The sequence below is a fragment of the Streptomyces sp. NBC_00239 genome (assembly GCF_036194065.1).
Lineage (GTDB): Bacteria > Actinomycetota > Actinomycetes > Streptomycetales > Streptomycetaceae > Streptomyces.
In genome coordinates this window covers 144463-166226 of record NZ_CP108097.1, presented here as the reverse complement: position 1 = coordinate 166226, position 21764 = coordinate 144463, and the positions used below count along the sequence as shown (strand labels likewise).

The 21764-nt window shown below is 74.1% G+C and carries 19 protein-coding genes; 3 read left to right on the top strand and 16 right to left on the bottom strand.

Features of this window, described 5'->3' with window-relative positions; genetic code table 11:
• Positions 1 to 10: 10 nt before the first annotated feature.
• The 7 genes from OG764_RS40020 to OG764_RS39990 form a co-directional block, all read right to left on the bottom strand.
• Complete coding sequence (locus OG764_RS40020) at positions 11 to 1771, bottom strand: acyl-CoA dehydrogenase family protein (protein WP_328973759.1); 1761 nt, start codon at positions 1769 to 1771, stop codon at positions 11 to 13.
• Between the two features lie 591 nt (positions 1772 to 2362).
• Positions 2363 to 4786, bottom strand: a complete 2424-nt coding sequence (locus tag OG764_RS40015) for a condensation domain-containing protein (RefSeq protein WP_328973758.1) — start codon at positions 4784 to 4786, stop codon at positions 2363 to 2365.
• Positions 4787 to 5135: 349 nt separating this feature from the next.
• Positions 5136 to 6092 (bottom strand): aromatase/cyclase, encoded by a 957-nt coding sequence (locus tag OG764_RS40010; protein ID WP_328973757.1) that lies wholly within the window; start codon positions 6090 to 6092, stop codon positions 5136 to 5138.
• Positions 6093 to 6168: 76 nt separating this feature from the next.
• Positions 6169 to 7128, bottom strand: a complete 960-nt coding sequence (locus OG764_RS40005) for an aromatase/cyclase (RefSeq protein WP_328973756.1) — start codon at positions 7126 to 7128, stop codon at positions 6169 to 6171.
• Complete coding sequence (locus OG764_RS40000; protein ID WP_328973755.1) at positions 7128 to 7946, bottom strand: SDR family NAD(P)-dependent oxidoreductase; 819 nt, start codon at positions 7944 to 7946, stop codon at positions 7128 to 7130. Before OG764_RS40000 ends, OG764_RS40005 begins: the two co-directional genes overlap by 1 nt.
• Complete coding sequence (locus tag OG764_RS39995) at positions 7943 to 9766, bottom strand: FAD-dependent oxidoreductase (protein WP_328973754.1); 1824 nt, start codon at positions 9764 to 9766, stop codon at positions 7943 to 7945. Before OG764_RS39995 ends, OG764_RS40000 begins: the two co-directional genes overlap by 4 nt.
• A gap of 59 nt (positions 9767 to 9825) precedes the next feature.
• A complete protein-coding gene (locus tag OG764_RS39990; RefSeq protein WP_328973753.1) occupies positions 9826 to 11427 on the bottom strand; it encodes a class I adenylate-forming enzyme family protein in 1602 nt (533 codons plus the stop codon).
• A 140-nt stretch (positions 11428 to 11567) separates the two neighbouring features.
• Between OG764_RS39990 and OG764_RS39985 the strand changes: the two genes are divergently transcribed.
• On the top strand, positions 11568 to 12032 hold the full coding sequence (locus OG764_RS39985; RefSeq protein ID WP_328973752.1) for a nuclear transport factor 2 family protein: 465 nt from the start codon (positions 11568 to 11570) through the stop codon (positions 12030 to 12032).
• Positions 12033 to 12107: 75 nt separating this feature from the next.
• Here the strand turns inward: OG764_RS39985 and OG764_RS39980 are convergent, their stop codons facing one another.
• From OG764_RS39980 to OG764_RS39945, 8 genes are all read right to left on the bottom strand, one after another.
• Positions 12108 to 13367, bottom strand: coding sequence for an FAD-dependent monooxygenase (locus OG764_RS39980; RefSeq protein WP_328973751.1), 1260 nt, complete (start codon positions 13365 to 13367; stop codon positions 12108 to 12110).
• Between the two features lie 4 nt (positions 13368 to 13371).
• A complete protein-coding gene (locus OG764_RS39975; protein ID WP_328973750.1) occupies positions 13372 to 13635 on the bottom strand; it encodes an acyl carrier protein in 264 nt (87 codons plus the stop codon).
• 110 nt (positions 13636 to 13745) lie between these two features.
• Positions 13746 to 15029, bottom strand: a complete 1284-nt coding sequence (locus OG764_RS39970) for a ketosynthase chain-length factor (RefSeq protein ID WP_328973749.1) — start codon at positions 15027 to 15029, stop codon at positions 13746 to 13748.
• On the bottom strand, positions 15026 to 16291 hold the full coding sequence (locus OG764_RS39965) for a beta-ketoacyl-[acyl-carrier-protein] synthase family protein (RefSeq protein WP_328973748.1): 1266 nt from the start codon (positions 16289 to 16291) through the stop codon (positions 15026 to 15028). The genes OG764_RS39970 and OG764_RS39965 overlap by 4 nt, the downstream gene beginning before the upstream one ends.
• Positions 16288 to 17052, bottom strand: coding sequence for a thioesterase II family protein (locus OG764_RS39960; protein WP_328973747.1), 765 nt, complete (start codon positions 17050 to 17052; stop codon positions 16288 to 16290). Before OG764_RS39960 ends, OG764_RS39965 begins: the two co-directional genes overlap by 4 nt.
• A 202-nt stretch (positions 17053 to 17254) precedes the next feature.
• On the bottom strand, positions 17255 to 18040 hold the full coding sequence (locus OG764_RS39955) for an ABC transporter permease (RefSeq protein ID WP_328973746.1): 786 nt from the start codon (positions 18038 to 18040) through the stop codon (positions 17255 to 17257).
• On the bottom strand, positions 18037 to 19008 hold the full coding sequence (locus tag OG764_RS39950) for an ATP-binding cassette domain-containing protein (protein ID WP_328973745.1): 972 nt from the start codon (positions 19006 to 19008) through the stop codon (positions 18037 to 18039). The genes OG764_RS39955 and OG764_RS39950 overlap by 4 nt, the downstream gene beginning before the upstream one ends.
• A gap of 12 nt (positions 19009 to 19020) precedes the next feature.
• Positions 19021 to 19692 carry a DUF4097 family beta strand repeat-containing protein gene (locus OG764_RS39945; protein ID WP_328973744.1) on the bottom strand — a complete coding sequence of 224 codons (672 nt, stop codon included), beginning with the start codon at positions 19690 to 19692 and terminating at the stop codon, positions 19021 to 19023.
• A 248-nt stretch (positions 19693 to 19940) separates the two neighbouring features.
• Between OG764_RS39945 and OG764_RS39940 the strand changes: the two genes are divergently transcribed.
• The gene (locus tag OG764_RS39940) at positions 19941 to 20690 is read left to right on the top strand and encodes a GbsR/MarR family transcriptional regulator (RefSeq protein WP_328973743.1); all 750 of its coding nucleotides are present in this window, start codon (positions 19941 to 19943) and stop codon (positions 20688 to 20690) included.
• A 38-nt stretch (positions 20691 to 20728) separates the two neighbouring features.
• Here the strand turns inward: OG764_RS39940 and OG764_RS39935 are convergent, their stop codons facing one another.
• On the bottom strand, positions 20729 to 21040 hold the full coding sequence (locus OG764_RS39935; RefSeq protein WP_328973742.1) for a hypothetical protein: 312 nt from the start codon (positions 21038 to 21040) through the stop codon (positions 20729 to 20731).
• 435 nt (positions 21041 to 21475) lie between these two features.
• Here OG764_RS39935 and OG764_RS39930 point away from each other — a divergent pair, with 435 nt between their 5' ends.
• On the top strand, positions 21476 to 21691 hold the full coding sequence (locus OG764_RS39930) for an MbtH family protein (protein ID WP_328973741.1): 216 nt from the start codon (positions 21476 to 21478) through the stop codon (positions 21689 to 21691).
• Positions 21692 to 21764: the final 73 nt, after the last annotated feature.

Sequence of the window (21764 nt, the reverse complement as noted above, 5' to 3'; positions counted from 1 at the left end):
GGCGGCCGGGTCACTGCGCGATTTCCGTCGCGTCGAGGTCGCAGCTGCGGCCCGCGCGGTAGCGGCGCATCAGCTCTTCGAGGACCTGCTCCGTGCAGCCGTCGGGGAGGTCCGGCACCGGGATGCCGAGCCGGCCGCCGATCCGGGAGAGGGCCAGCACCGCCCAGGCGGGGGCGGCGAGGAAGGGGTCGCTGCCGTCCTGGCCCTCCCAGGTGCCGAGGACCGCGGCGGCCGCCAGGACCAGGGCGTAGCGGTCGCTGAGCACGCACAGGGCGGGGTCGGCCAGGGTGGCGGCGGTGCCGTGGGCGGGGATGGCCCGGCAGCGCTCGCGCAGGGCGCGCAGTTCGGTGACGAAGCCCTCGGCGAGGTCCGCGAGGAAGGTCAGCTGGCCGCCCACCCCGCGCACCTCGGCGAGCCGCGCGGCGGACTCGACGAGCGACGCGGCGAGGAAGTCGCCGCCGTCGGCGATGCCGAGCAGCCGGTAGTCGAGGGCGGGCAGCGCGGCCCCGGTGCGGAACAGCTCGGCCGGCGGCTCCTGTTCGCGGAACCACGCCCGTTCGGCGAGGGCGCGCAGCTGGGGGACGATCACGGCCTGGCAGGAGGCGGTGCCCGCGTGCCCGAGACCGGCCACGGGCAGGTCGCGGGAGAGCTTGTCGAGGGCGCCGTACTCGGGCATGCCGCGCTGGTAGCCGCGGGAGCCGAGGACGGTGGCGAGTTCTTCGAGGTTCTCCCGGAGCAGGTCGGGCACCACGTACTTGACGGCGGCGGCCAGCACGTGGGTGCGGTCGGGCAGCAGGCTCAGGGCGCGCAGCGAGACCGTGGCCATGCTGTCGCAGGCGAGCATGTCGGCGAACACCCCGGCGAGCGGTTTGTGCCAGCGGCGGGCCAGCGGACGGCTGCGCCCGGAGGTGGCGGCCCGTACGGCGGAGTGCAGGACGGTGTCCACGGCGGCGACCGCCACCGAGGCGATGACGCAGCGGTTGACCTGGTACGTCCGCAGCGCCAGGGCCACCCCTTCGCCGGGGCGGCCGACGAGCGCGTCGGCGGGGACGGCGAGGTCGGTGAACTCCAGGCCGGAGAACAGGTTGCCGCGCATGCCGGTGGTGGGGACCCGGGGCAGGTGGGTGATGCCGCCCTTGACTTCGGCCGGGTCCACGAGCAGCACGGAGTGGCTGTACGGGGTACGGGCCTGGTCGGTGCGCGCATAGACGACGTACGCCTGGGCGCGGGCGGCGTTGATGATGACGTCCTTGCGGCCGTTGAGCTCGTAGCCGCCGCCCGGAGCGGCGCCGGCGGTGAACTCGTCGCGCAGGATGTCGTTCGCGTGCGCCATCTCGTGGTGCACGATCGAGGCGCGGCCGCCGCCGAGCAGCATGTCCGCGGTGAACCTGCGCTGGGCCGGAGTGCCGGCCGCCCACACCGCGGAGGTCGCGAACAGCGAGGTGATGCCGAAGCCGAAGCCGAGGGCGAGGTCCCGGCGGAAAACCGGGCGCAGCACCTTGGCGAGGTGGTCGGCGCGGGTGAGGCGGCCGCCGAACTCGGCGGGCACGAACTCGGCGCCGAGCCCCAGCTCGGTGAGCAGCTCCTCGGTGGCCTCCGGCGGCCGGCGCCGCTCGTCGGCGTCGAACAGGGCGCCCAGGCCGTGCGGGTTGGCGGGGTCGTAGGGGTCGCCGAGCCGCGCTTCGAGGCGGGCCGCGCGGCGCAGCGGATCGGTGGCCTCGGTGTGCCCCGTGGCGGAGTCCGCGTGGATCTCGGTGGTGAGCGTGGTCACGGGATCAGCTCCTTCGTCGCGGGACTCGCCGTTGCTGGTGGTCCGGGGCTGGTCCGTCCGGTTGTCGTGATGTCCACCCTCACGGAAATCGCTCGAAACCCGCTTGAGCCCTTGTCCAGCCCCACACGTGAACCGCCGGAGGCGCCGACCCGCTGCGCTGCGACCCCCGCCCGGTCGATGCCTGGGGGCGAGCCCCCGCCTTGCTGATGCCCTGGGGTGCATCCCCCAGCCTCGCCGGCGCCCTGGGGTGCAACGTCCGGCCTTGCGGCGCCCTGGGGTGCAACGTCCGGCCTTGGCGGCGTCTTCCAGCTTCGCGGGCGCTTGAGGCGAACCTCAGCCATAACCAGCCTCGCCGGCGTTTGAGGCGCGGGGTTTGGGGCGGAGCCCCAAGACAACCCGGCTGGCGCCGGGCACCGGGCTCCGCCCGGACCCGCGCCTCAAACGCCGGCGAGGCTGGGAGTTGCCGCCGAGGCACGGGGTTGCCCCTCGGGCGTCGGCGAGGCTGGAGTTGCCCCGGGGCATCCGGTGAGGGTGGAGGTCGCGTCACGGTCAGCGGGCTGGGCTGAAGGTGGCGCCGGGTCGGGGGCGGGGTCAGGCGGCTTGGGCGGCGGCGGCCGACAGCGTACGGGCGAGGTCGCGAGCCGAGGCGGAACTGCCGTCCGCCGTACCCGCGATCGCCACCAACGGCGCCAGCCAGCCGTGCGCGGCGATGCGCTGCGCCACCTCGTAGGCGACGCTCCCGCCCCCGGAGAAGCAGCCGAGCAGCAGCGGTTCGCCGGCCGCGAGCGCGGGCCGTACCGCGGCCAGGCAGGCCGCCGGATCGGCCGGGTCCGCGACCGTGGTGAGCGCCTCCGGCCCCGGATACGCCTTCACGAGGGCGTCGTAACACGCCTCGGGCGCAGCCGGCGGCGGGACGAGCAGGATCGTGCCGGCATCGGCCCGCGCGGCCGGCCGCAGCACGCGCAGCCCGCCGTCGGCCGCGCCCGCGTCCGCGGCGAAGCCCGCCGGTCCCGAGCCCGCCGGTCCGGACCCTGCCGGTCCGGGCGTCGTCGCGCCGGAGTTCGCGGGTCCGGGCGTCGTCGCCCCGGAGTTCGCGGGTCCAGGCGTCGTCGCGCCGGAGTTCGCCGGTCCGGGCGTCGTCGCCCCGGGCGCCGGCAGGCCCGGCACGGTGTGGAGGACCTCTGCGACGGTGGTCGTGGCGTCGACGAGGACCGGGAAGTCGCGGAGCAGGCGGGCGGTGCGGGCGAGGGCCGCCGCCGCCTCGGGGTCCGTGATCCGGGCCCGGTCGTTGACCGCGGTCAGCAACAGCGCGCCCTCCGCGTCGTGGTGCGCGCTGATGGTGATCGGCTGGGGCGTGTGCGGGCCCACGGCCTGCGGCGCGTCCACCCGGATGCCCTCGGCGTCGAGTTCGCTCCACAGCGGGTCCCGGCCGTCCGGCGCGGGCGGCGGGGCCTGCGGTGCCTCGAAGGAGACGAGCGAGTCCGTGAGGTCGTCGAGGGCGGCCCGGCCGCTCCACTGGCGGACCTGGCCCGCCGAGACCCATTCGTACGCCGCCGCGCCCAGCGCCCGGTCGCGCAGATCGGCCAGCAGCCGCTCCACCGGCGCCCCGGGGTCCACGTCGACGTGCACGGGAAGCGTGTTGCGCAGGGGGGCCGGGATGCCCGCGGCGCCCTCCATGGGGATGCCGCGGCCGGTGACGGCCATGCCGAACGCGACGGGCGCGGGCGCCGGGCCCGGTCCGCCCGCCCGGTACAGCAGCAGCGCCCAGGCCGCGTGCAGGGCCGTGCTCTCGGTGGCACCGAGCCCGGCGGCCCAGTGCCGCAGCCGGGCGGCCTCGTGCGGGGTCAGCCGCTGGCGGGCGAGCCCGTGGCCCCAGCGGGCGCCGCCGCCGGCGGGCAGCAGGGCGGCGGCCGCACTCGGGCCGGGCAGGGTGCGGGAGCCGGCCGGGGGCGCGGCCGCCGACCAGAACGCGCGCGGCGGGGCGAGGTCCTGGCCGGCCAGCCAGCGCAGGTGGTCGCGCACGTCGGGGCGGCGCTCGCCGCCGATGGTGCGCCCCTCGGCCAGGTAGGCCCGGTAGAAGGCGCGCAGCAGCAGCCGCACGCTCCAGCCGTCGAGCATGGCGTGGTGGTACGTCAGGGCGATCCGGGTCGGTCCGGCGGCCCCCGACTGTTCGTCGAGGAGCGCGATGCGCAGCAGCCCGGGCCGGTGCAGGTCGAAGGGACGCAGCCGCTCGCTCACCAGCAGGGAGTGCCAGTCGACGGAGCCGTGCCGGTGCCGGACCAGCTGCGGCGCGGCCTGCCGGTGCACGGTGACCCGCGGGCCGGTGCCCGTACCCGTGCCCGTGCCCGTGCTCGTACGGGTGCCCCTGCCCGTGCCGGAGCCCGTACGGGTACCGGTACCGGAGCCTGTACCCGTGCCGGAGCCGTCCGGGCGGGCGAGGTCGGTGAACGCGGCCCGCAGCACCGGCTCCTGTGCGAAGACGGCCTGCCAGGCGGCGTGGAACCGCTCGGTGTCCAGCGGCCCGTACCAGCGCCAGTGCAGCTGTTCCACGTGCAGGCCGGCGCCGGGCCGGCCGGTCAGGACGTCGAGCAGCACCTCGCGCTGGCGGGCGCTCGCGGGCAGCGCGGCCACGGGCGGTCCGGCCGGCCCGCCCGCGCTCTCCCCTGCGGACGACGCGGACCATGCCGACGACGCCGACTCGGACGACGTCGACGTCGACGCGGACGCGGACGTCGACGCCGACGACGCGGATGCGGACCGCCGCTCGCGCGGGTCCGCGGAAACGGGCCGCGACAGCGCCCCGGGTGTGGTCAGCAGGTCCGCCACCGTGCCGGCCTGGGAGTGCGGCAGGGGCAGGTGGAGGGTGTGGTGCGTCGCCGTGTGGCGGCGCAGCGTGGGCGTGCCCGGGGGCAGCGCGGCGAGGGCCGCCGCGAGGGCGTCCTGATCGAGGGGACCGCGCAGATCCAGCGCCGGGACGGAGCCGGGCGCGATGACCACGGTCAGGGCGACGCTCATCCACTCCTCCTCGTGTCCGCGTTCCACCGGGCGGCGTCACACTTCAAAGGGGTCGAGTATGAGCGGGCCGCCCACGTTTCGCTGACGCGCCGCTGACACCCCGCCGGAGCGCCGCTGGAGCCGGCCGGCGCCGAGGCCGCCGCCGTCCTCGCGGAGCGCGTACGAGCAGGAGCCGCGGACCGGTTACGGCAGCGCCCGCCCGCGGACCGTGGACGGGAGTGGCTCTCGCACGGGAGCGGCTCGTGGACCGCGTACGAGCAGGAGCCGCGGACCGGCTACGGCAGCGCCCGCCCGCGGACCCCGTACGAGAGGCCTCCGCAGACCGTTGCGACAGGCCGGGCCCGTCCGGCTACAGCATCCGGACGGCCGTTTCCGCGTACTGCTTGGCGAGGTGGAGGGTGGCGGTGCTGTTGCGGCCGAGGGCCTCGCGGACGTACGTCCTGGCGCGGGCGAGGTCGGCGCCGGGACCCAGGACCGGCTCGACGGCCTCCTCGCGCAGCAGCACGCTGTGCTGCGAGATCGCGGTGACGCCCGTCTCGTCGGGGATCAGGGACCACTCGCCGGTGTGCGCGGTCATCAGGGCCGGGGTCGCGGTCTGCTTGTAGACGATGCGGCCCGCGTGCGGGAAGCACACCCGCACCGACTCCGTCGTGTGCACCGCTCCGTCGGAGGTCACCGTGTCCATGCTGAGCAGCTGCACGCCCGGCTCGTTCTCGGTGACGGCGGCCCGCGACACGTGCGGGACGCGCTCGGGCCAGTCGGCGACCCCGTACAGGAACTGGTAGACGAGGTCGGCCGGGCCGTTGATGCGCACGGAGTCCTCGAAGGACAGCAGCCGGCCGTCGAGCCGGGTCCAGTTCTCCGCGACCTCCTTCAGCTGCGCCAGCTCGGCCCGGCTGTTGGCGTCGGTGGCCCGGCGGGTCCAGTCGACGTCCGCGCGCCGGTCGCCGTCGACAGCGAAGTCGTGGAGCAGCGTCAGCTGCGAGCGGCCGGTGCCCCGCGGCTCCACGATCCAGCTGCCGCCCATCGTGACGACGGGCTCGGCGGGGACCTCCTGGCGGAAGTCGATCCGCAGCCCCGCCGCGTCCAGCGTGCGGCGCGAGAGCCACGACCTGACGGTCCCGTTCGCGGTGACCCACATGTGGAACCGGTCCTGGTGGCCGTCGAAGTCGAGCCGCTCGACGTGGACGCTCGGCGAGAGGAACAGCGGCCACTGCGTCGTGTCCGCGATCAGTCCGTAGAGCACGCCTGCGGGCGCGTTCACCTCCACGCCGTACGACGTCCGGTGGACTTGCTGCACAGACATCGTCACACCCCTCCCTCACCCTTGGTCCAGATCCTGTCCGCGACCGCCCGAGTCCCGCTCGAGACGGCCTGGAGTCTCAGCGCGCGAGCGCCGACTCCGCGTGCTGCTTGGCGTACGTCATGGTCGCGGTGCTGTTGCGGCCCAGCGCCTCGCGGACGTACCGGCGGGCCGTCGTGAGGTCGGCCTCGGGGCCCAGCACCCGGGTGACGGCCTCCTCGCGCAGCACGACGCTGTGCCGCGAGGTGACCGTCGAGCCGTACGCGCCGCCGGTGACCGTCCACACGCCGGTGTGCGCCGACATCAGCGCCGGGGTGCGGGTCTGCTTGTAGACGATGCGGCCGGCCGCCGGGAAGCACACCCGCACCGATTCGGTGGTGTGCGCGGAGCCGTCGGCGGTGAGCGTGTCCATGGCCATCACCTGGACGCCGGGCAGCTCCTCGGGCTCGGTGAGCTCCAGCCGCGAGACGTGCGGCAGCAGCTCCGGCCACTGGTCGGCCCGCTCCAGGAACGCGTAGACCAGCTCCGGCGGGGCGTCCACGTCGACGCGGTCCTCGAAGGACATCACGAGTTCGTCGAGCCGGCCCCAGCTCTCGCCCAGCCTCGCCAGGTTGCCCAGCTCCGCCCGGCTGTTGGTGTCGGTGGCGCGCTCGACCCACTCGACGTCCTCCGGGCGGTCGCCGGCGACGGAGAAGTCGTGCAGCAGCGTCAGCTTCGAACGGTCGCCGCCCAGCGGCTCGACGATCCAGGTCCCGGTCATCATCGACAGCGGGGCCGCGGGGACCTCCTGCCGGAACTCGATGCGCCGCGCGGACGCGTCGAGGACCCGGCGCGAAGTCCAGGACTTGACCTGGCCGTTCGCCGTCGCCCACATCCGCAGCCGTTCCTGCGTGCCGTCGAACGACAGGCGCTCCACGTGCACGTTCGGCGGGAAGTACAGCGGCCACTGCACGGCGTCGGCGAGCATGCCGTAGACCACGCCCGCGGGGGCGGCCACCTCGGTCTCGTGCACGGTACGGTGCACCCGCTCGGCGGCCATCAGAAGTTCCCCAGTCCGCCGCAGACGTTCAGCGCCTGCGCGGTCACCGAGGCCGCGAGGTCCGTGGTCAGGTAGCCGACCATGGCCGCCACCTCCTCCGGCGTCGCGTAGCGCCCCAGCGGGATCTTCGCCTCGAACTGCTCCTGGATGTCCTCGGTCGTGGTGTTCCAGGCCGCCGCGTAGCCGGCCCGCACGCGCTGCGCCATCGGCGTCTCCACGTAGCCCGGGCACACCGCGTTGACGGTGACGCCGGTGGGCGCCAGCTCCTTGCCGAGGGCCTTGGTGAAGCCGACGACGGCGTGCTTGGACGCCGAGTACGGGGCGGCCAGCAGGACGCCCTGCTTGCCCGCCGTGGAGGCGATGTTGATGATGCGGCCGTTCGGGGCCCCGGCCAGGCCGCCGTGCTTGAGCGCCTCGCGCGTCAGCAGGAAGACGCTGTTCAGGTTGGTGTCGATGATGTCGTACCAGAGCTCGTCGCTGATGTCGGCGGTCGGACCGCCGCCGCTGCGGCCGGCGTTGTTGACCAGGACCGAGATCGGGCCGAACGCGGCCACCGCGGCGGCCACCAGCTCCGTGACCGCCTCGCGGGAGCGGACGTCGGCGGCGATGCCGTCGACCTCCAGGCCCTCGGCGCGCAGTTCCTCGACGGTCTCCTTGACGGCCTGGGCGGTCCGCGCGCACAGGAACACCCGGTACCCGCGCCGGCCCAGGTCGCGCACGACCGCCAGGCCGATGCCGCTGGTGCCGCCGGTGACCAGGGCGACCGGCTTCCCGGCCGCCGCCGGCTGCGCTGCGGACGGTGTTGACGCTGTTGTCATCGTTGGCCCTCCAGAACCCGTGCTGAGGTCTCCACCGTGTCGCGGAGTTCTGGAGATGCGCTGGAAGGCCGGTCGAGAACGGCCACCGGGGCGACCGCCGGAGCGTGCGGGGTGTGCGGGGCCCCGGTCGCCGCCGGCGCCGGCACCCGGGCGGCCCGGGCCGCGTCCCGGAGCACGTCCGGCAGTACGGCGGCCGCGCCCAGCGGCGCCAGCGCCCGCGCGAGCCCGGCGCGGGTCAGCTCCGCGCCGCCCGCGGCGAGGTACCCGTCGGGCCGGACCAGCACCCAGCCGCCCGCGCCCAGACCCAGCGCCTTGCGCAGCAGCCCGTCGGCGTCGGCCAGCGGCCGCGGCCCGCCGCACGTGCCGTCGGGCCCGTCGTGCACGGTGCGCACCGACAGCCAGGTGCCGTGCACGGCCGCGGCGGCCGCCGCGACCCGGCCGGCCTCGGCCGGCCCGCCCGCCGCCCACACCAGCGACCAGCGGGTGTCGCGCAGTTCCGCGCGCAGCGCCTCGGAGGCGGGATCCTCGGGGTGCCGGGCGGCCGCCGCGGCGGCGCGCGAGCCCGCCGGCACCGCCATCAGCGGGTCGGCCGTGGTCAGCGGGCTCTCGTCGTACGACAGCAGCAGCCCGGACATGCCGCCGAGCACCTTGCGCTGGATGGCCCGGCGCAGCGGCCCGATGTTGCGGACGAAGGTGAAGGCGATCGGCAGGCCCACCCCGGCCATCGTGTTCTTGAACTGGACCAGGAAGGTCGCCTTGCGGACCGAGCCCAGCAGCTTCTTGCCGATGGGGACGCGCTCCTGCCCGTACGTGGCGAGCAGCTCCGGACCGGCCTGCCCGAGCGCGGCCATGGCGAGCTTCCACCCGAGGTTGTAGGCCTCCTGGACACCGGTGTTCATGCCCTGACCGGAGGCGGGGCTGTGCACGTGTGCGGCGTCGCCCGCCACGAAGCAGCGGCCTTCGTGCATGCGCGGCACCATGCGCTGCTGGAAGGTGAAGGTGGAGGTCCAGTCGGGTTCGCCGACCTCCACCGGGCGGCCGAGCCCGGCGCTGAGCTTCTCGGAGAAGCGCCGCGCGGCGTCGGCCGGAGTCTCCGGCCGGACGGCGGGGGCGGTGTCGAGCAGCCGCCAGTACCCCTCCTGCCGGTACGGGACCATCATCATGGCCTGGCTGCCGGTGTGCGCCCAGTAGATGGTGTCCGGCGGCAGGTCGAGGGAGACGGCCGCGTCGGCCAGCGCCCAGGTCTCGCTGGACTCGCCGAGCAGCGGCAAACCGAGCTGCTTGCGCACCGTGCTGTGGCCGCCGTCGCAGCCGACCAGCCACGGCACCTCGTACTCCTCCGCGGAGCCGCTGGCGTGTTCGAGACGGGCGCGGACCGTGTCCCGGTCCTGCTCCAGGGAGGTCAGCCGCACGCCCCATTCGACGGTGACGCCGAGCCGGGCCAGGGCCTCGCGGAGCACCTGCTCCGTCTCCGTCTGCCCGATGATCACCGTGTACGGGAAGCGGGTCGGCATCGAGCGGTAGTCCGCCTCCAGCCGCACCAGGCGGCGGCCGCGCGCGAACATCGTGAACGCCCGGTTCTTGCGGCCCCGGGCGAGGACCCCGTCGACGACGCCCATCTGGTCGAACGTCTCCAGGGTGCGCGGGTGGACGGCCACCGCGCGGCTGGTGGGCGCCGGGCCCGCGGCGCCGTCCACGACGCGCACGCGCAGTCCTCGGCGGGCCAGTTCGTGGGCGGCGGTCAGGCCCACCGGGCCCGCCCCCACCACGAGCACCCGGGGGGCCCCGGCCGCGGGGGATGTGTCGGCGTTCGTCGCCACAGTGGTCGCTCCTTGGGTCGTACGGGATGAGATGGGCGGGCCGTGCGGGCGGGGCGGGGTCACACCGCGCCCTCCTCCGCCTCGGCCCGGCCGTGCAGGGTGCGGCGCAGCGAGCGCCGGTCGGGCTTGCCGACGTGGTTGCGCGGCACGGCGTCGATCACCTCGACGCGGCGGATCTGCTCGAACCAGTTCAGGTTTCCGTTGGCGCGCTCCACCACGGAGTCGATGACGTCGAGGAGGCCGGGGGCGGTCGGCTCGCGCAGCACGATGCCCGTCCAGACGACCTCGCCGTGCACCGGGTCGGGCCAGCCCGCCACGATGCACTCGGCGACGCGCGGGTCGGCTCCGATGACCCGCTCCACGGCGGTCGGCGAGACGAGTTCGTTGTCGTACTTGAAGACGTCGTCGAGGCGGTCCACCAGGAACAGTTCGCCGTCCTCGTTGCGGTAGCCGACGTCTCCGGTGGAGAACCAGCCGTCCGCGTCGATCGGAGAGGGCGCGCTGTCGTCGAGGTAGCCGGCCATCACCTGCGGCCCGCGGACCTGCACCTCGCCGGTGGCGTACACGTCGAGCGGGGTGCGGGTGCCGGTGCCGGTGCGGACGATGCGCCATTCGGTGCCCGGTACGGCGGGGCCCACGGAGCCGGACTTGGGCAGGTGCCGGCCCTGGCAGTGGGAGAGCGGCGAGAGTTCGGCCAGCCCGTAGCCCTGGATCACGGGCACGCCCAGGCGCTCGCGCAGGGCGCGGGCGGCGGTGGGGGACAGGGCGGTGCCGCCGGAGAGCACCGCGGACAGGCGCCGCCCGGCCGGGAAGTCGCCGGTGAGCCGCGCGTCCCGGGACAGGGCGTGCAGGCGGGCGGGCAGCCCGTAGTAGTGGGTGGCGTCCGCCTGCGCCGCGACGGCGAGGGAGGCGACCGGGTCGGGGTCGGTGCACAGCACCTGGCAGGCGCCCGCGAAGATCCCCGAGTTGAGGTGCATGGTGTGGTACAGCGGCAGGTGGTTGACGGTGACCGAGTCGCTGCCGAGCTCGTGGGCGGCGGCGGTCTGGGCGGCGTTCGCCACCAGGTTGCGGTGGGTGAGCCGGACGCCCTTGGGGCGGCCCGTGGAGCCGGTGGTGAACTGGATGCACGCGTCGCCGTCGAGGTCGACGGGCCCGGGCAGGTCCATCCGCTCCGGCGCCCATTCGAGGGCGGCGGCCAGCGGCACGGCGTCGCCGGGGACGATCCCGTCGGGCGCGTCCGTCACCACGACGCAGCGCAGGTCCGGCAGCCGGTCGCCCAGTTTGATCAGCAGCTCGGCCGTGGCCGTCGGCACGAACACCACTTCCACGGCGGCCGTCCGCAGCACGTGGAACAGGCCCGCCTCCTTGATCAGGGGGTTGACCAGCACGATCGTGTTCCCGCTGCGCACGGTGCCGTAGTAGGCGGCGGCGAAGACGGGGTCGAGGACGTTGGCGACGCCGATCCGCGTGCCGCTGCGGCCGCACGTGTGCTCCAGGTAGGAGGCGATGCGGTCGGCCTGGCCGTCCAGTTCCGCGAAGGTCACCTCGGTCCGCGCGCCGCCGCCGGTCGCGGTCCGGATGGCCAGGCCCGAGGGGTCGCGGACCGCCGCCTGGCGCAGCAGGCCGTCCAGCGGGAGTTCGGGGTATGCGAATCTCGGCATGGTGCTGTCCTCCAGGCTCCCGAAGGTCGACCGCGGCTGCGGCGGACCCTCAGCCTGGGAAGAGGCGCTTGAGGAGTCCTCGAAGAGTGCTCGATCTGCACCGCAGAAGCTGTGGGGAACCGAACGAACGGAGTCCCGCGATGACCGCGACGATCGCCACCGCAGCATCCCCCCGACCGCACCAGGGACAGGAGTTCGGCCTGCTGTACGCGGAGGTCCAGCAGTTCTACTCCCGCCAGATGCAGCTCTTCGACTCCTTCGAGGCCGAGCGGTGGGCGCTGACCTTCACCGAGGACGCCGTCTTCGACGTGCCGACGCTGCCGGCGCCGTTGGTCGGCCGGACGGCCCTGGCCGCCAGCGTCCGGCGCAACCGGGAGGCGCAGGCCGCCGCGGGCGAGCAGCACCGGCACTGGCTGGGCATGCTCGACGTGCAGCCCCAGGCGGACGGCTCGCTGCACACCCGCAGCTACGCGCTGGTGTACCTGACGCCGCGCGGCGGCGCGTCGAAGGTGTTCCGGGTCTGCGTGATGGAGGACGTGGTGGTCCACGCGTCCGGCGGCTGGCAGGTCGCCCGCCGCCTGGTCACCCGCGACGACCTCGCGTAAGGCCGGGCGGGCCGCTCGTAGCCGGACATCGGCTCGCGGCGGCCCGGCCCGATCCGGAAGGCCGGGAAAGGCGGGTCAGCGGCCCCAGCCCACGTGGGCGGGCAGGACGGTGAACAGGTCGGTGCGGACCGCGGCCGGGTCGGGGCCGTGCGCGATCCGCCGGGTGATCCGCGCGCCGATCGGGGTGCGGGTCAGCAGTCCCGCCGCGCGGGCCCGCAGCAGCGCGGCGGCCGGCGGGCCCCCGCCGAGCACCGCCCGGGTCTGCGCCGCCTGCATCCGGTGCACGGCGGCCGCCGCCGGCGCCCGCCGCTCCTGGTACGCCGCGAACCGCGCGGCGGTGGGGTCGTCCGCGTGCACCGCGGCCACGAGTACGGGGTGCAGCGCGGCGGCGTCGTGGAGGGCCAGGTCGATGCCCTGGGCGCCGAGCGGCCCGTGCGTGTGCGCGCTGTCGCCGAGCAGCACGAGTCCGTCGCGCACCCATTCCCGGGCGTGCGAGGCGAACACGTCGAGCACGGTCAGGTCGGCCATGGAGGTGAGCTGCGCGTCCATCAGGTCGGCGAACTGCGGCAGGACCGCGGCCAGTTCGCGGCGGATGCCCTCGATGCCGCGTCCGGCGGCCCGGGTCCGGCCGGGCGGCGGGGTCCAGGCGACCCGGACCCGGTCGGGGTGGGTGTCGTGGACCAGGACGGCGCCGGCCGGCCCGCGGTGCACCCGGACCAGGCCGGTGGCCCGGCGCGGCGCGTGCAGCGAGAACCACACCACCTCGCGGACGGCGGACGTGCCGCGTCCCGCGTCGATGCCCGCGAGGGCGCGGGTCTTGGAGGAGCGGCCGTCGGCGCCGACGACCACCGCCGCCCGCACGGTGACGGGCACCCGGCCGGGGCCGTGCACCACCGCCCCCGTGCAGGGACTGCCCGGACGCCGCTCCAGGAGCGCGGCGATGCGGTGCCCTTCGAGCGGCGTGAAGCCGGGCAGCCGGTGGCAGGCGGCCAGCAGTTCCCGCAGCACGTGCGGCTGCGGGAGGGCGAGCAGGTGGTCGTACGGGGCGGGCAGCCGCCCGTAGTCGACGTCGAGCAGCACCTGCCCGCGCTCCAGCACCTGCAGGCCCCGCAGGCTCGCCGCCCCGCGGGCCGCGGCCGCGGCGAGGACGCCGAGTTCGTCGAGGACGCGCTGCCCGCCGGGCTGCAGGAGCTCGCCGTGGAAGTCGCGGCGGAACCCGGTGGAACGCTCGACCAGCGTCACCCGGATGCCGGAGCGCAGCAGCATGAGCGTCAGCGCGAGCCCGGCGGGGCCGGCGCCGATGACGCAGACGTCGGTGTCGAGCTCCTCGCCCACCGGCTCAGACCGTGGCCCCGGCTGCCAGCACCTCGTTGACCATGGCGAGGAAGCGCCGGGGGGTGTCCGCGTCGTCGAGGGCCTCCTCGTCGAGCAGGACGTCGTACTCGCGCTCGATGTACCCGGTGGTCTGCAGGATGGCGAGCGAGTCGTAGCCCAGCTCGAACCAGTTCAGGTCGAGGGCGTCGCCGTCGAGTTCGACGCCCTCGTCCTCGCCCGCGCACTCGATCAGGATGCGCTTCAGTTCGTCAAGTTCCAGACGGTCCATGGTCTCCCTCGGTTCTGCGTCGGCGTGTGGGGATGGGTGAGGTGAAAAAGCGGTGGGGCCGGGCCGGGCCGGTCCCGGGCGTCCGGGGCCGGTCGGGCGTCCGGAGTCCGTCAGGCGTCCGGGGCGCGGACGACGACGGCGGAGTTGAAGCCGCCGTGGCCGCGGGCCAGGACGAGCGCGGTGCGCAGCGGCACCCCCAGGGCGGGGCTGGGCGCTCCGGTGACCAGGTCCAGCGGGCAGTCGTCGGCCGGCAGCTCGGTGCCGGTGGTCGGCGGGATCAGCTGGTCGCGCAGGGTCAGCAGGGCGGCGGCCACGTCGAGGGCGGCGCCGCCGGCGGCGAGCCGCCCGGTCATCGACTTGGGGGCGGTGACGGGCACCCCGCGGGGGCCGAACAGCGCGGTGATCGCCTCGGCTTCGGCGCGGTCGGCGTTGCGTTCGCCCGCCGCGTCGGCGAAGACGACGTCGACTTCGTCGGGGTGGACGCCCGCGTCGGCGAGGGCGAGCTCGGCGGCCGCCCGCAGCCGGGAGGTCCCGTCGGAGTCGAAGGTGGCGGCGTGTCCGGCGATGCTGCCGTAGACGCGGGCGCCGCGCCTGCGGGCCTCCTCGGCGCCTTCGAGGACGAGGAGCGCGCCGCCCTCGCCCGCGACGTGGCCGCTCGCGTGCTCGTCGAAGGGCAGGTAGGCGCGGGCCGGGTCCGCCACGTCGGTGAGGGCGCCGCCGGCCAGGTACGCGGCCCAGCCCCAGGAGCACAGCGCGGAGTCGACGCCGCCGGTGACGACGAGCTGGGCGCCCTTGCGCAGCTGGCGGCGTGCGTGGGCGATGGCGTCGAGGCCGCCGGCCTGCTCGGAGACGACCACTCCGGAGGCTCCGCGCAGGCCGTGCCGGATGGAGATCTGGCCGCTGTTGACGGCGTAGAACCAGGCGAAGGACTGGTAGGCCGAGACGTACTGGCCGCCCTTGCTCCACAGCGCCTGGAGCTCCTGCTGGCCGAACTCGAAGCCGCCGAAGGAGTTCGCGGTGACCACGCCCGCGGCGTAGTCGGGCAGCTGCGCGGGGTCGGCGCCGGCGTCGTCGAGCGCCTCCTTGGCCGCGGCGAGCGAGAGCCGGGTGACGCGGTCGGTCTGCGGCATCAGACGGCTGGAGACGTGGTCGGCGTCGACGAATCCGGGCACCTCGCCGGCCAGCTTCGCCGGGTAGCCGCTCGCGTCGAAGCGGCTGACCGGCCGGATGCCGGACTCGCCGCGCAGGACGGCGGACCACCAGGCCTCGGTGCCCAGCCCGTTGGGGGCGGCGACTCCGATGCCGGTGATGACGGGGGCCGCGGTACGGGATCCCCCGTCGCGGGCCGGGGCGGGAGCGGCCGCGCGGGCCGGGGCGGCGACTGCGGTGTTCATCGGTCCGCCTTCAGGCTCGGGCTGTTGAGGATCATGGCGCTCTGGAATCCGCCGAAGCCGCTGCCGACGGTCAGGACGGCGTCGGTGCGCTGGCGGCGGGCGGTCAGCGGGGTGTAGTCGAGGTCGCAGGCCGGGTCGGGCTCGTGCAGGTTTGCCGTCGGCGGGACGGTGTCGTGCTCGATGGCGAGGGCGCAGGCGGCGACTTCGAGGGCCCCGATCGCGCCGAGCGAGTGCCCGACCATCGACTTGATGGAGCTGACGGGGATCTCGTGGGCCCGCTGTCCCAGGCTGAGCTTGAAGGCCTCGGTCTCGTGCTTGTCGTTCTGCTTGGTGCCCGAGCCGTGCGCGTTGACGTAGTCGATGTGCTCGGGCAGCAGCCGGGCCTCGTCGAGGGCCGCGGTGATGGCGGCGGCCATCTCGGCTCCGTCGGGCCGCAGTCCGGTCATGTGGAAGGCGTTGCTGCGGGAGGCGAAGCCGGAGATCTCGGCGTAGACGTGCGCGCCGCGGCTGCGGGCGTGCTCGTACTCCTCGATGACGAGGACGGCCGATCCCTCGCCCAGGACGAACCCGTTGCGGGTGCGGTCGAAGGGCCGGGAGGCGGTCGCCGGGTCGTCGTTGCGGGTGGAGGTGGCGCGGATGGAGTCGAAGCAGGCGACGGTGATCGCCGTGATGGGCGCTTCGGCGGCGCCGGTGACCATGACGTCGGCGCTGCCCTCCCGGACCAGCTCGACGGCGTGCCCGATCGCGTCGAGGCCGGAGGTGCAGCCGGTGGACACCAGCGCCACGGGCCCCTGGGCGCCGACGGTACGGGCCACCTCGGCCGCCATCGAGCTGGGGACGAAGTAGTCGTACAGGTGGGGCACGGCCTTGGTGTGGTCGACGAGGGCGAGGGAGCCCTGCTCGCTGACGACCCCGTACTCGGCGTCGAGTCCGGTGGTGCAGCCGAGCGCGCTGCCGAGGGTGACCCCGGTGCGGGTGGGATCGTACGAGCCGGTCAGGCCGCTGTCCGCGAGCGCTTCGCGGGCGCTGACGACGGCGAACTGGGCGGCCCGGTCCAGGCGCTCGGCCTGCTCGGCGGTGAGCCCGGACTCCTGCGGGTCGAAGTCGGCCTCGGCGGCGATCCGGGAGCGGAAGCCGGTGGCGTCGAAGAGGGTGATGGGACGGGTGGCCGTGCGGCCGTCGGTCAGCAGCGACCAGAATTCCTTGGTGCCCGGGCGGCCCGGGGCCACGACCCCGATGCCCGTGATGACGACTCGTCTCATCGCCCTTCTCCCTGTTCTGTCTGGTCGCGGTGGCCGCGCAGCACGATGCGGGCGGCTCGGCCGAGGATCCGGGGCAGTTCGCCGCCCCGGACGAAGAAGTGGTCGCCGGGCACGGTCCGCTGGACGTACGGCCCGGTGGTCCAGCGGCTCCAGCCCGCGAGGGCCGCGGCGTCGACGAGGGGGTCCTCGCGGCCGCCGACCGCGAGCAGCGGTACCGGTACGGGGACGGGGTGCGCGGCGGCGGCGGCCCGCAGGTTGCGGGCGAGCCGAAGATCGGCGCGGAGCACGGGGAAGACCGACCGGAACCACACGTCTCCGGGCCGCACGCCGGGCGGCAGCGCGTCGAATCGGTCCAGGACGCGCAGCAGTTCGGATTCGGGCAGTTCGGCGGAGTCGGCGAAGACGGCCGGGGCGTCCGGCGGCTGGCTGGCGCCGACGGCCAGCAGCGCCGGCAGCGGCAGTCCGTGCTCCAGCGCGGTCTGGGCGACCGTGAGGGCGATGGTCGCGCCGAGGCTGTGGCCGTAGAGCACGTAGGGGGTGTCGGGTTCCTCGGCGATCTGCTCGAACAGGGGCTTGAGGTCGCCCAGGAGCTCGTCGCGTCCGGTCACCCGGATCTCACGGCGCCGCTCGTCGCGTCCGGGCAGCAGCCAGGGGGTGGTCTTCACCCCGGTCCCGGCGCGCGTGTCCCACCGGTAGAACGAGGACACTCCTGCCCCTGCATGTGCGAAGCAGTGCAGCCGTACGGCCCGCCTGTCGTCCATCGCCACCTCCCACGAACCGCGCCACGTGGGCCTGAGCGGTCTCCGAGCCCGTTTAGACCCTCACCGACCGCGCTGGAGGCCGACTCGAATCGGCCTGCGGGCCCGGAAACGCCGACGGGGCGGCGTACTCCGAGGTGGTGTCGGAGTGCGCCGCCCTGGGGCGGAAGGGGAGCGGTGGGGAGTGGCCCGCGCTCATGTCCGGTTACTTCGGGTCGCGCTTGAAGGACGCCGTGGCCCAGCGGTAGCCGAGGACGGTCAGGGCGAGGGACCAGGCGAGGGCGAGCCAGCCGTTGTGGCCGATCTCGGTGCCCAGGAGCAGGCCGCGCACGGTCTCGATGGCGGGGGTGAAGGGCTGGTACTCGGCGATCGGCTGGAACCAGCCGGGCATCGTCTCGATGGGGGTGAACGCGCTGGAGATGAGCGGCAGGAGGATCAGCGGCATGGCGCTGTTGCTGGCGGCCTCGGCGTTCGGGCTGACCATGCCCATGCCGACCGCGATCCAGGTGAGGGCCAGGGCGTAGAGCGCGATGACGCCGAAGGCCGCGATCCACTCCAGGACGGAGGCGTCGGTGGAGCGGAAGCCGATGGCCACGCCGACCAGGCCGACGAGGACCACGCTGGCGATCGACTGCAGGACGCTGCCGACGACGTGCCCGATGAGCACGGAGCTGCGGTGGATCGCCATCGTGCGGAAGCGGGCGATGATGCCCTCGGACATGTCGGTGGCGACGGACACGGCTGCCCCGATGACGGTGCTGCCGATGGTCATCAGCAGGACGCCGGGGACGACGAAGGCGATGTACTCGTCGCGGCCGCCGCCGCCGATGCCGCCGCTGATCGCGCCGCCGAAGATGTAGACGAAGAGCAGCAGCAGCATGACCGGGGTCATCAGCAGGTTCAGCGTGAGGGAGGGGTAGCGCCGGGCGTGCAGCAGGTTGCGGCGCAGCATGGTGGAGGAGTCGCGCAGGGCGAGGGAGAGGGAACTCATCGGACGGCCTCCTTGGCCTCGTTGGTCTGGCCGGTCTGGCTGGGCACGGTGGCGCCGGTGAGGGCGAAGAACACGTCGTCGAGGTCGGGGGTGTGCACGGTGAGCTCGTCGGCCTCGACGCCGGCGGCGTCCAGCCGGTCGAGGATGGTGCGCAGGTCGCGCTGGCTGCCGTCGCTGGGGATCTGGAGCGCCAGTGCCTCGTCGTCGCGGGCGACGTCGCCCAGCGCGGCGGCGGCGGCCTGGTAGGCGGCCGGGTCGGAGAAGCGGAGCCGGACGTGGCCGCCGGGGATGAGGCGCTTGAGTTCCTCGGCGGTGCCCTGGGCGGCGATCTTGCCGTTGTTGAGGACGGCGATGCAGTCGGCGAGCTCGTCGGCCTCCTCCAGGTACTGGGTGGTGAGGAAGACGGTGACGCCGCCGGTGACCAGTTCGCGGATGATGCCCCACATGTTGTGGCGGGAGCGCGGGTCGAGGCCGGTGGTCGGCTCGTCGAGGAAGATGATCCGCGGGTTGCCGACCAGCGTCATGGCGATGTCGAGGCGGCGCTTCATGCCGCCCGAGTAGCTGGCGGCGGGCTTCTTCGAGGCCTCGACCAGGTCGAAGCGCTCCAGCAGTTCGGCGGTGACCCGCCGGCCTTCGGCCTTGGACAGGTGGTGCAGGTCGGCCATGAGGAGCATGTTCTCCTCGCCGGTGATCAGGCCGTCGACGGCGGAGAACTGGCCGGTGACGCCGATCGAGGCGCGGACTGCGTTCGGGTCGGCGGCGAGGTCGTGGCCGCCGACGTGGATCGTCCCGGCGTCGGCGCCGATCAGGGTGGAGAGGATCTTGACGGCGGTGGTCTTGCCGGCGCCGTTCGGGCCGAGCAGGGAGAAGATCGTTCCCGCGGGTACGTTCAGGTCGACGCCGTCGAGGACGACCTTGTCCCCGTAGGACTTGCGCAGCCCGTTCGCTGCGATGGCCAGGTTGGTCATGTCCGTGCTCCTTTAGAGGCCGCGGGCGGTGATGTCGCCGTACGAGGTGGTGGCGTGGATGTTCAGGCCGGCGGCGGCGCCCTCGCTGTTGTTGAGCGAGTTGTGGATGCGGCCGTAGGCGGTGTGGGCGTCGAGGGTGGCGGAGACCCCGCGGCCGGTGCCGACGGTGATCGAGCCGGCCTGGGTGCTCAGGCTGACCGTGCCGGTCACGGCCTCGGAGATGGTGATGTCGCCCTTCTGGACGCCGATCTCGGCGGGGCCGTTCAGGCGGCCGATCTGGACGTCGCCGGCGAGGACGGCCAGGCGCAGGCTCGCCGCCTCGTCGATCTTGACGGAGTCGTTGGCGCCTTCGAAGGCGACGTCGCCGAGCCGCCCGACGCCCCGGAGTTCGGCGGCGGCGGCCTTGCCCTCGACGCGGGAGCCGACGGGCAGCTGGACGGTCACCTCGACGGCTCCGGAGCTGCCCAGGATCCGGTTCGCGGCCGGTGCGGCGGTGATCCGCAGGACGCCGTCGCCGTATTCGACCGCGACCTCCCCGGCGGCCTTCACGTCGCGGCTCTTGGAGGCGTTGGCGGGCAGGACCTCGACGGTGGTGGTGTCGCGGTCGGCGGCGATGAACCGGATGCGGCCCGCGGGGATGTCGAGGACGGCGGAGACGGGGGCGGCGGTCTCGAACTTGTGCATGGTGCTCTCCTTCTCGGGTAGCGGCCCGCTTCCTGGCCCGCCGTGTTTCTGATGATGGAAACGCTACGTTGCATTCATGGATCTGGCAACACACTCGTTGCGTCCGATCGGCATCATTGCAGGTAGGGGGCGAGAAATCGTTGCAATGGTCTTGGATCTAATGCAACAACCTGCGCTATGTTCGTTGCAATGGGTTGGAGGTGAACGCTATACTGGAGGCATCGCCGCCGACCACGAAGGAGATCGCGATGCCGGGAGGCAGACTCACCCAGCAGGAACGCCAGCAGATCGCGCTGGGGCTGGCCGACGGGCTCGCCTACGCGGAGATCGCCAGGCGTCTCGAACGCCCCACCTCGACGATCACGCGCGAGGTGACGCGCAACGGCGGCCCCACCGGCTACCGCGCCGAACTGGCCCACCGCGCCACCGAACGCCGCGCCCACCGGCGCCCCCAGACGCCCCGCCGGACGGCCGCGGCCGTGGAGGCCCACGGCCGCGATCCGGAGGCGGTGCGCGAGTACGAGGAGACGTTCACGACCGTCCTCATGCAGTCGGGCGTGCCCAAGATGATGGCCCGGGTGCTGGCCGCCATCTCCATCACCGACAGCGGCAGCCTCACCGCGTCCGAACTGGTGGAGCGCCTCCAGGTCAGCCCGGCGTCCATCTCCAAGGCGGTCGCGTTCCTCGACAGCCAGGGCCTGATCCGCCGGGAGCGCGACGAACGCCGCCGCGAGCGCTACGTCGTCGACAACGACGTCTGGTACCAGTCGATGATGGCCAGCGCCCGGTCCAACGCCCTGCTGGTCGACACCGCACGGCAGGGCGTCGGCGTCCTCGGGCCCGACACCCCGGCCGCCGCCCGCCTGGAGAACATCGCGCGCTTCCTCGACTTCGTCTCCGAGAGCATCATCCGGGCCGCGGAGCAGGCCCGCGAGGTCCTCTACACGAAACCCGAAGCCCCCTCGGCCGGCGCGGGCGGCGCCGACCGTACGGGCTGAACCGGGCCCGGCGCCCGGCGCTCACGGCGGGCCGCCGCTCACGGCAGGCCGGCCAACGCGGCGAAGACGTCGTCGAGTTCGTGCGTGTGCACGGTGAGCGACTCCGGGGTGACCGCCGCCGCGTCGAGGACCGCGAGCACGGCCCGCAGGGTCTCGACGCCGGCGCTGCCGGGGATCCGCAGGGTGAGCGTCGCGGGATCGCCCAGGGCCTCTCCGAGGCCCGGGGCCGGCCCGGCGGCGAAGGCGGCGGCGGCCCGTTCGAGCGCGAGCGCGTCGGCGAACCGCAGCCGGACGAGACCGTCGGGCGGATCGCTGCGGCCGGGCGCCGGCTCCTGGACATGGGTGCTCATGGGCACGACTCCTTCTGTGGCGGACCCCGGCGACCGGCCGGGGTCCGGTGGCCGTTGGAGGTGCGCTCGAGTGCGGCACGAAAGCACTTGGCTCCGATGCGGGCTCTTGGGAAGGTGAACACCTCTCGGCCCGGGCCGTGCTTGTGCCGCAATCATCGCGCGCGGACGCGGGCCGACGGAAGTCGGTTTCCGGCGGCTCGCTTGCAAATGGCGACTCATTCTCATACCCGATTTCGTCCCGTCGTCGGGACATGTCCCGTCGGCGGGACAGTGGGTGATGGATATCGATGGCAATGGGCGCCGCAGGTCTCCACGGCGTTCCCGAAAAGTGCCATGATCGGGCCTGGCGGTCTCGCCAACTCCATCCCACTGATGGATGATGATTCATTTTCCGCTTGAAAGTGAATCGTGGACGGCTTGAATTGGAGTGGATTGATGAGCAGCAACCCGTTCGACGACGCCGACGGCCGGTTCTACGTCCTCGCGAACGACGAGCAGCAGCACTCGCTGTGGCCCTCGTTCACCGAGGTTCCCGCCGGCTGGCGCATCGTGTTCGGCGAGGAGAGCCGCGACAAGTGCCTCTCCTACGTGGAGGAGCACTGGACCGACCTGCGGCCGCAGAGCCTGCGGGACGCGGCCGTCGCCGCGTGAGGTAGCCGGGCGAAACCCGGAACTGCCATGGGGTGGGCCCCGGTGCTGCAGCCGCAGCACCGGGGCCCACCCC

Coding starts and splice junctions, on each gene's coding strand:
- OG764_RS40005 (WP_328973756.1), bottom strand. CDS start 7,128: ATGGCCGCCGAGCGGGTGCACCGTACCGTGCACGAGACCGAGGTGGCC.
- OG764_RS39945 (WP_328973744.1), bottom strand. CDS start 19,692: ATGCACAAGTTCGAGACCGCCGCCCCCGTCTCCGCCGTCCTCGACATC.
- OG764_RS39990 (WP_328973753.1), bottom strand. CDS start 11,427: ATGCCGAGATTCGCATACCCCGAACTCCCGCTGGACGGCCTGCTGCGC.
- OG764_RS39950 (WP_328973745.1), bottom strand. CDS start 19,008: ATGACCAACCTGGCCATCGCAGCGAACGGGCTGCGCAAGTCCTACGGG.
- OG764_RS39940 (WP_328973743.1), top strand. CDS start 19,941: ATGCCGGGAGGCAGACTCACCCAGCAGGAACGCCAGCAGATCGCGCTG.
- OG764_RS39930 (WP_328973741.1), top strand. CDS start 21,476: ATGAGCAGCAACCCGTTCGACGACGCCGACGGCCGGTTCTACGTCCTC.
- OG764_RS39975 (WP_328973750.1), bottom strand. CDS start 13,635: ATGGACCGTCTGGAACTTGACGAACTGAAGCGCATCCTGATCGAGTGC.
- OG764_RS39935 (WP_328973742.1), bottom strand. CDS start 21,040: ATGAGCACCCATGTCCAGGAGCCGGCGCCCGGCCGCAGCGATCCGCCC.
- OG764_RS39955 (WP_328973746.1), bottom strand. CDS start 18,040: ATGAGTTCCCTCTCCCTCGCCCTGCGCGACTCCTCCACCATGCTGCGC.
- OG764_RS39970 (WP_328973749.1), bottom strand. CDS start 15,029: ATGAACACCGCAGTCGCCGCCCCGGCCCGCGCGGCCGCTCCCGCCCCG.
- OG764_RS39965 (WP_328973748.1), bottom strand. CDS start 16,291: ATGAGACGAGTCGTCATCACGGGCATCGGGGTCGTGGCCCCGGGCCGC.
- OG764_RS39985 (WP_328973752.1), top strand. CDS start 11,568: ATGACCGCGACGATCGCCACCGCAGCATCCCCCCGACCGCACCAGGGA.
- OG764_RS39960 (WP_328973747.1), bottom strand. CDS start 17,052: ATGGACGACAGGCGGGCCGTACGGCTGCACTGCTTCGCACATGCAGGG.
- OG764_RS40000 (WP_328973755.1), bottom strand. CDS start 7,946: ATGACAACAGCGTCAACACCGTCCGCAGCGCAGCCGGCGGCGGCCGGG.
- OG764_RS40010 (WP_328973757.1), bottom strand. CDS start 6,092: ATGTCTGTGCAGCAAGTCCACCGGACGTCGTACGGCGTGGAGGTGAAC.
- OG764_RS40015 (WP_328973758.1), bottom strand. CDS start 4,786: ATGAGCGTCGCCCTGACCGTGGTCATCGCGCCCGGCTCCGTCCCGGCG.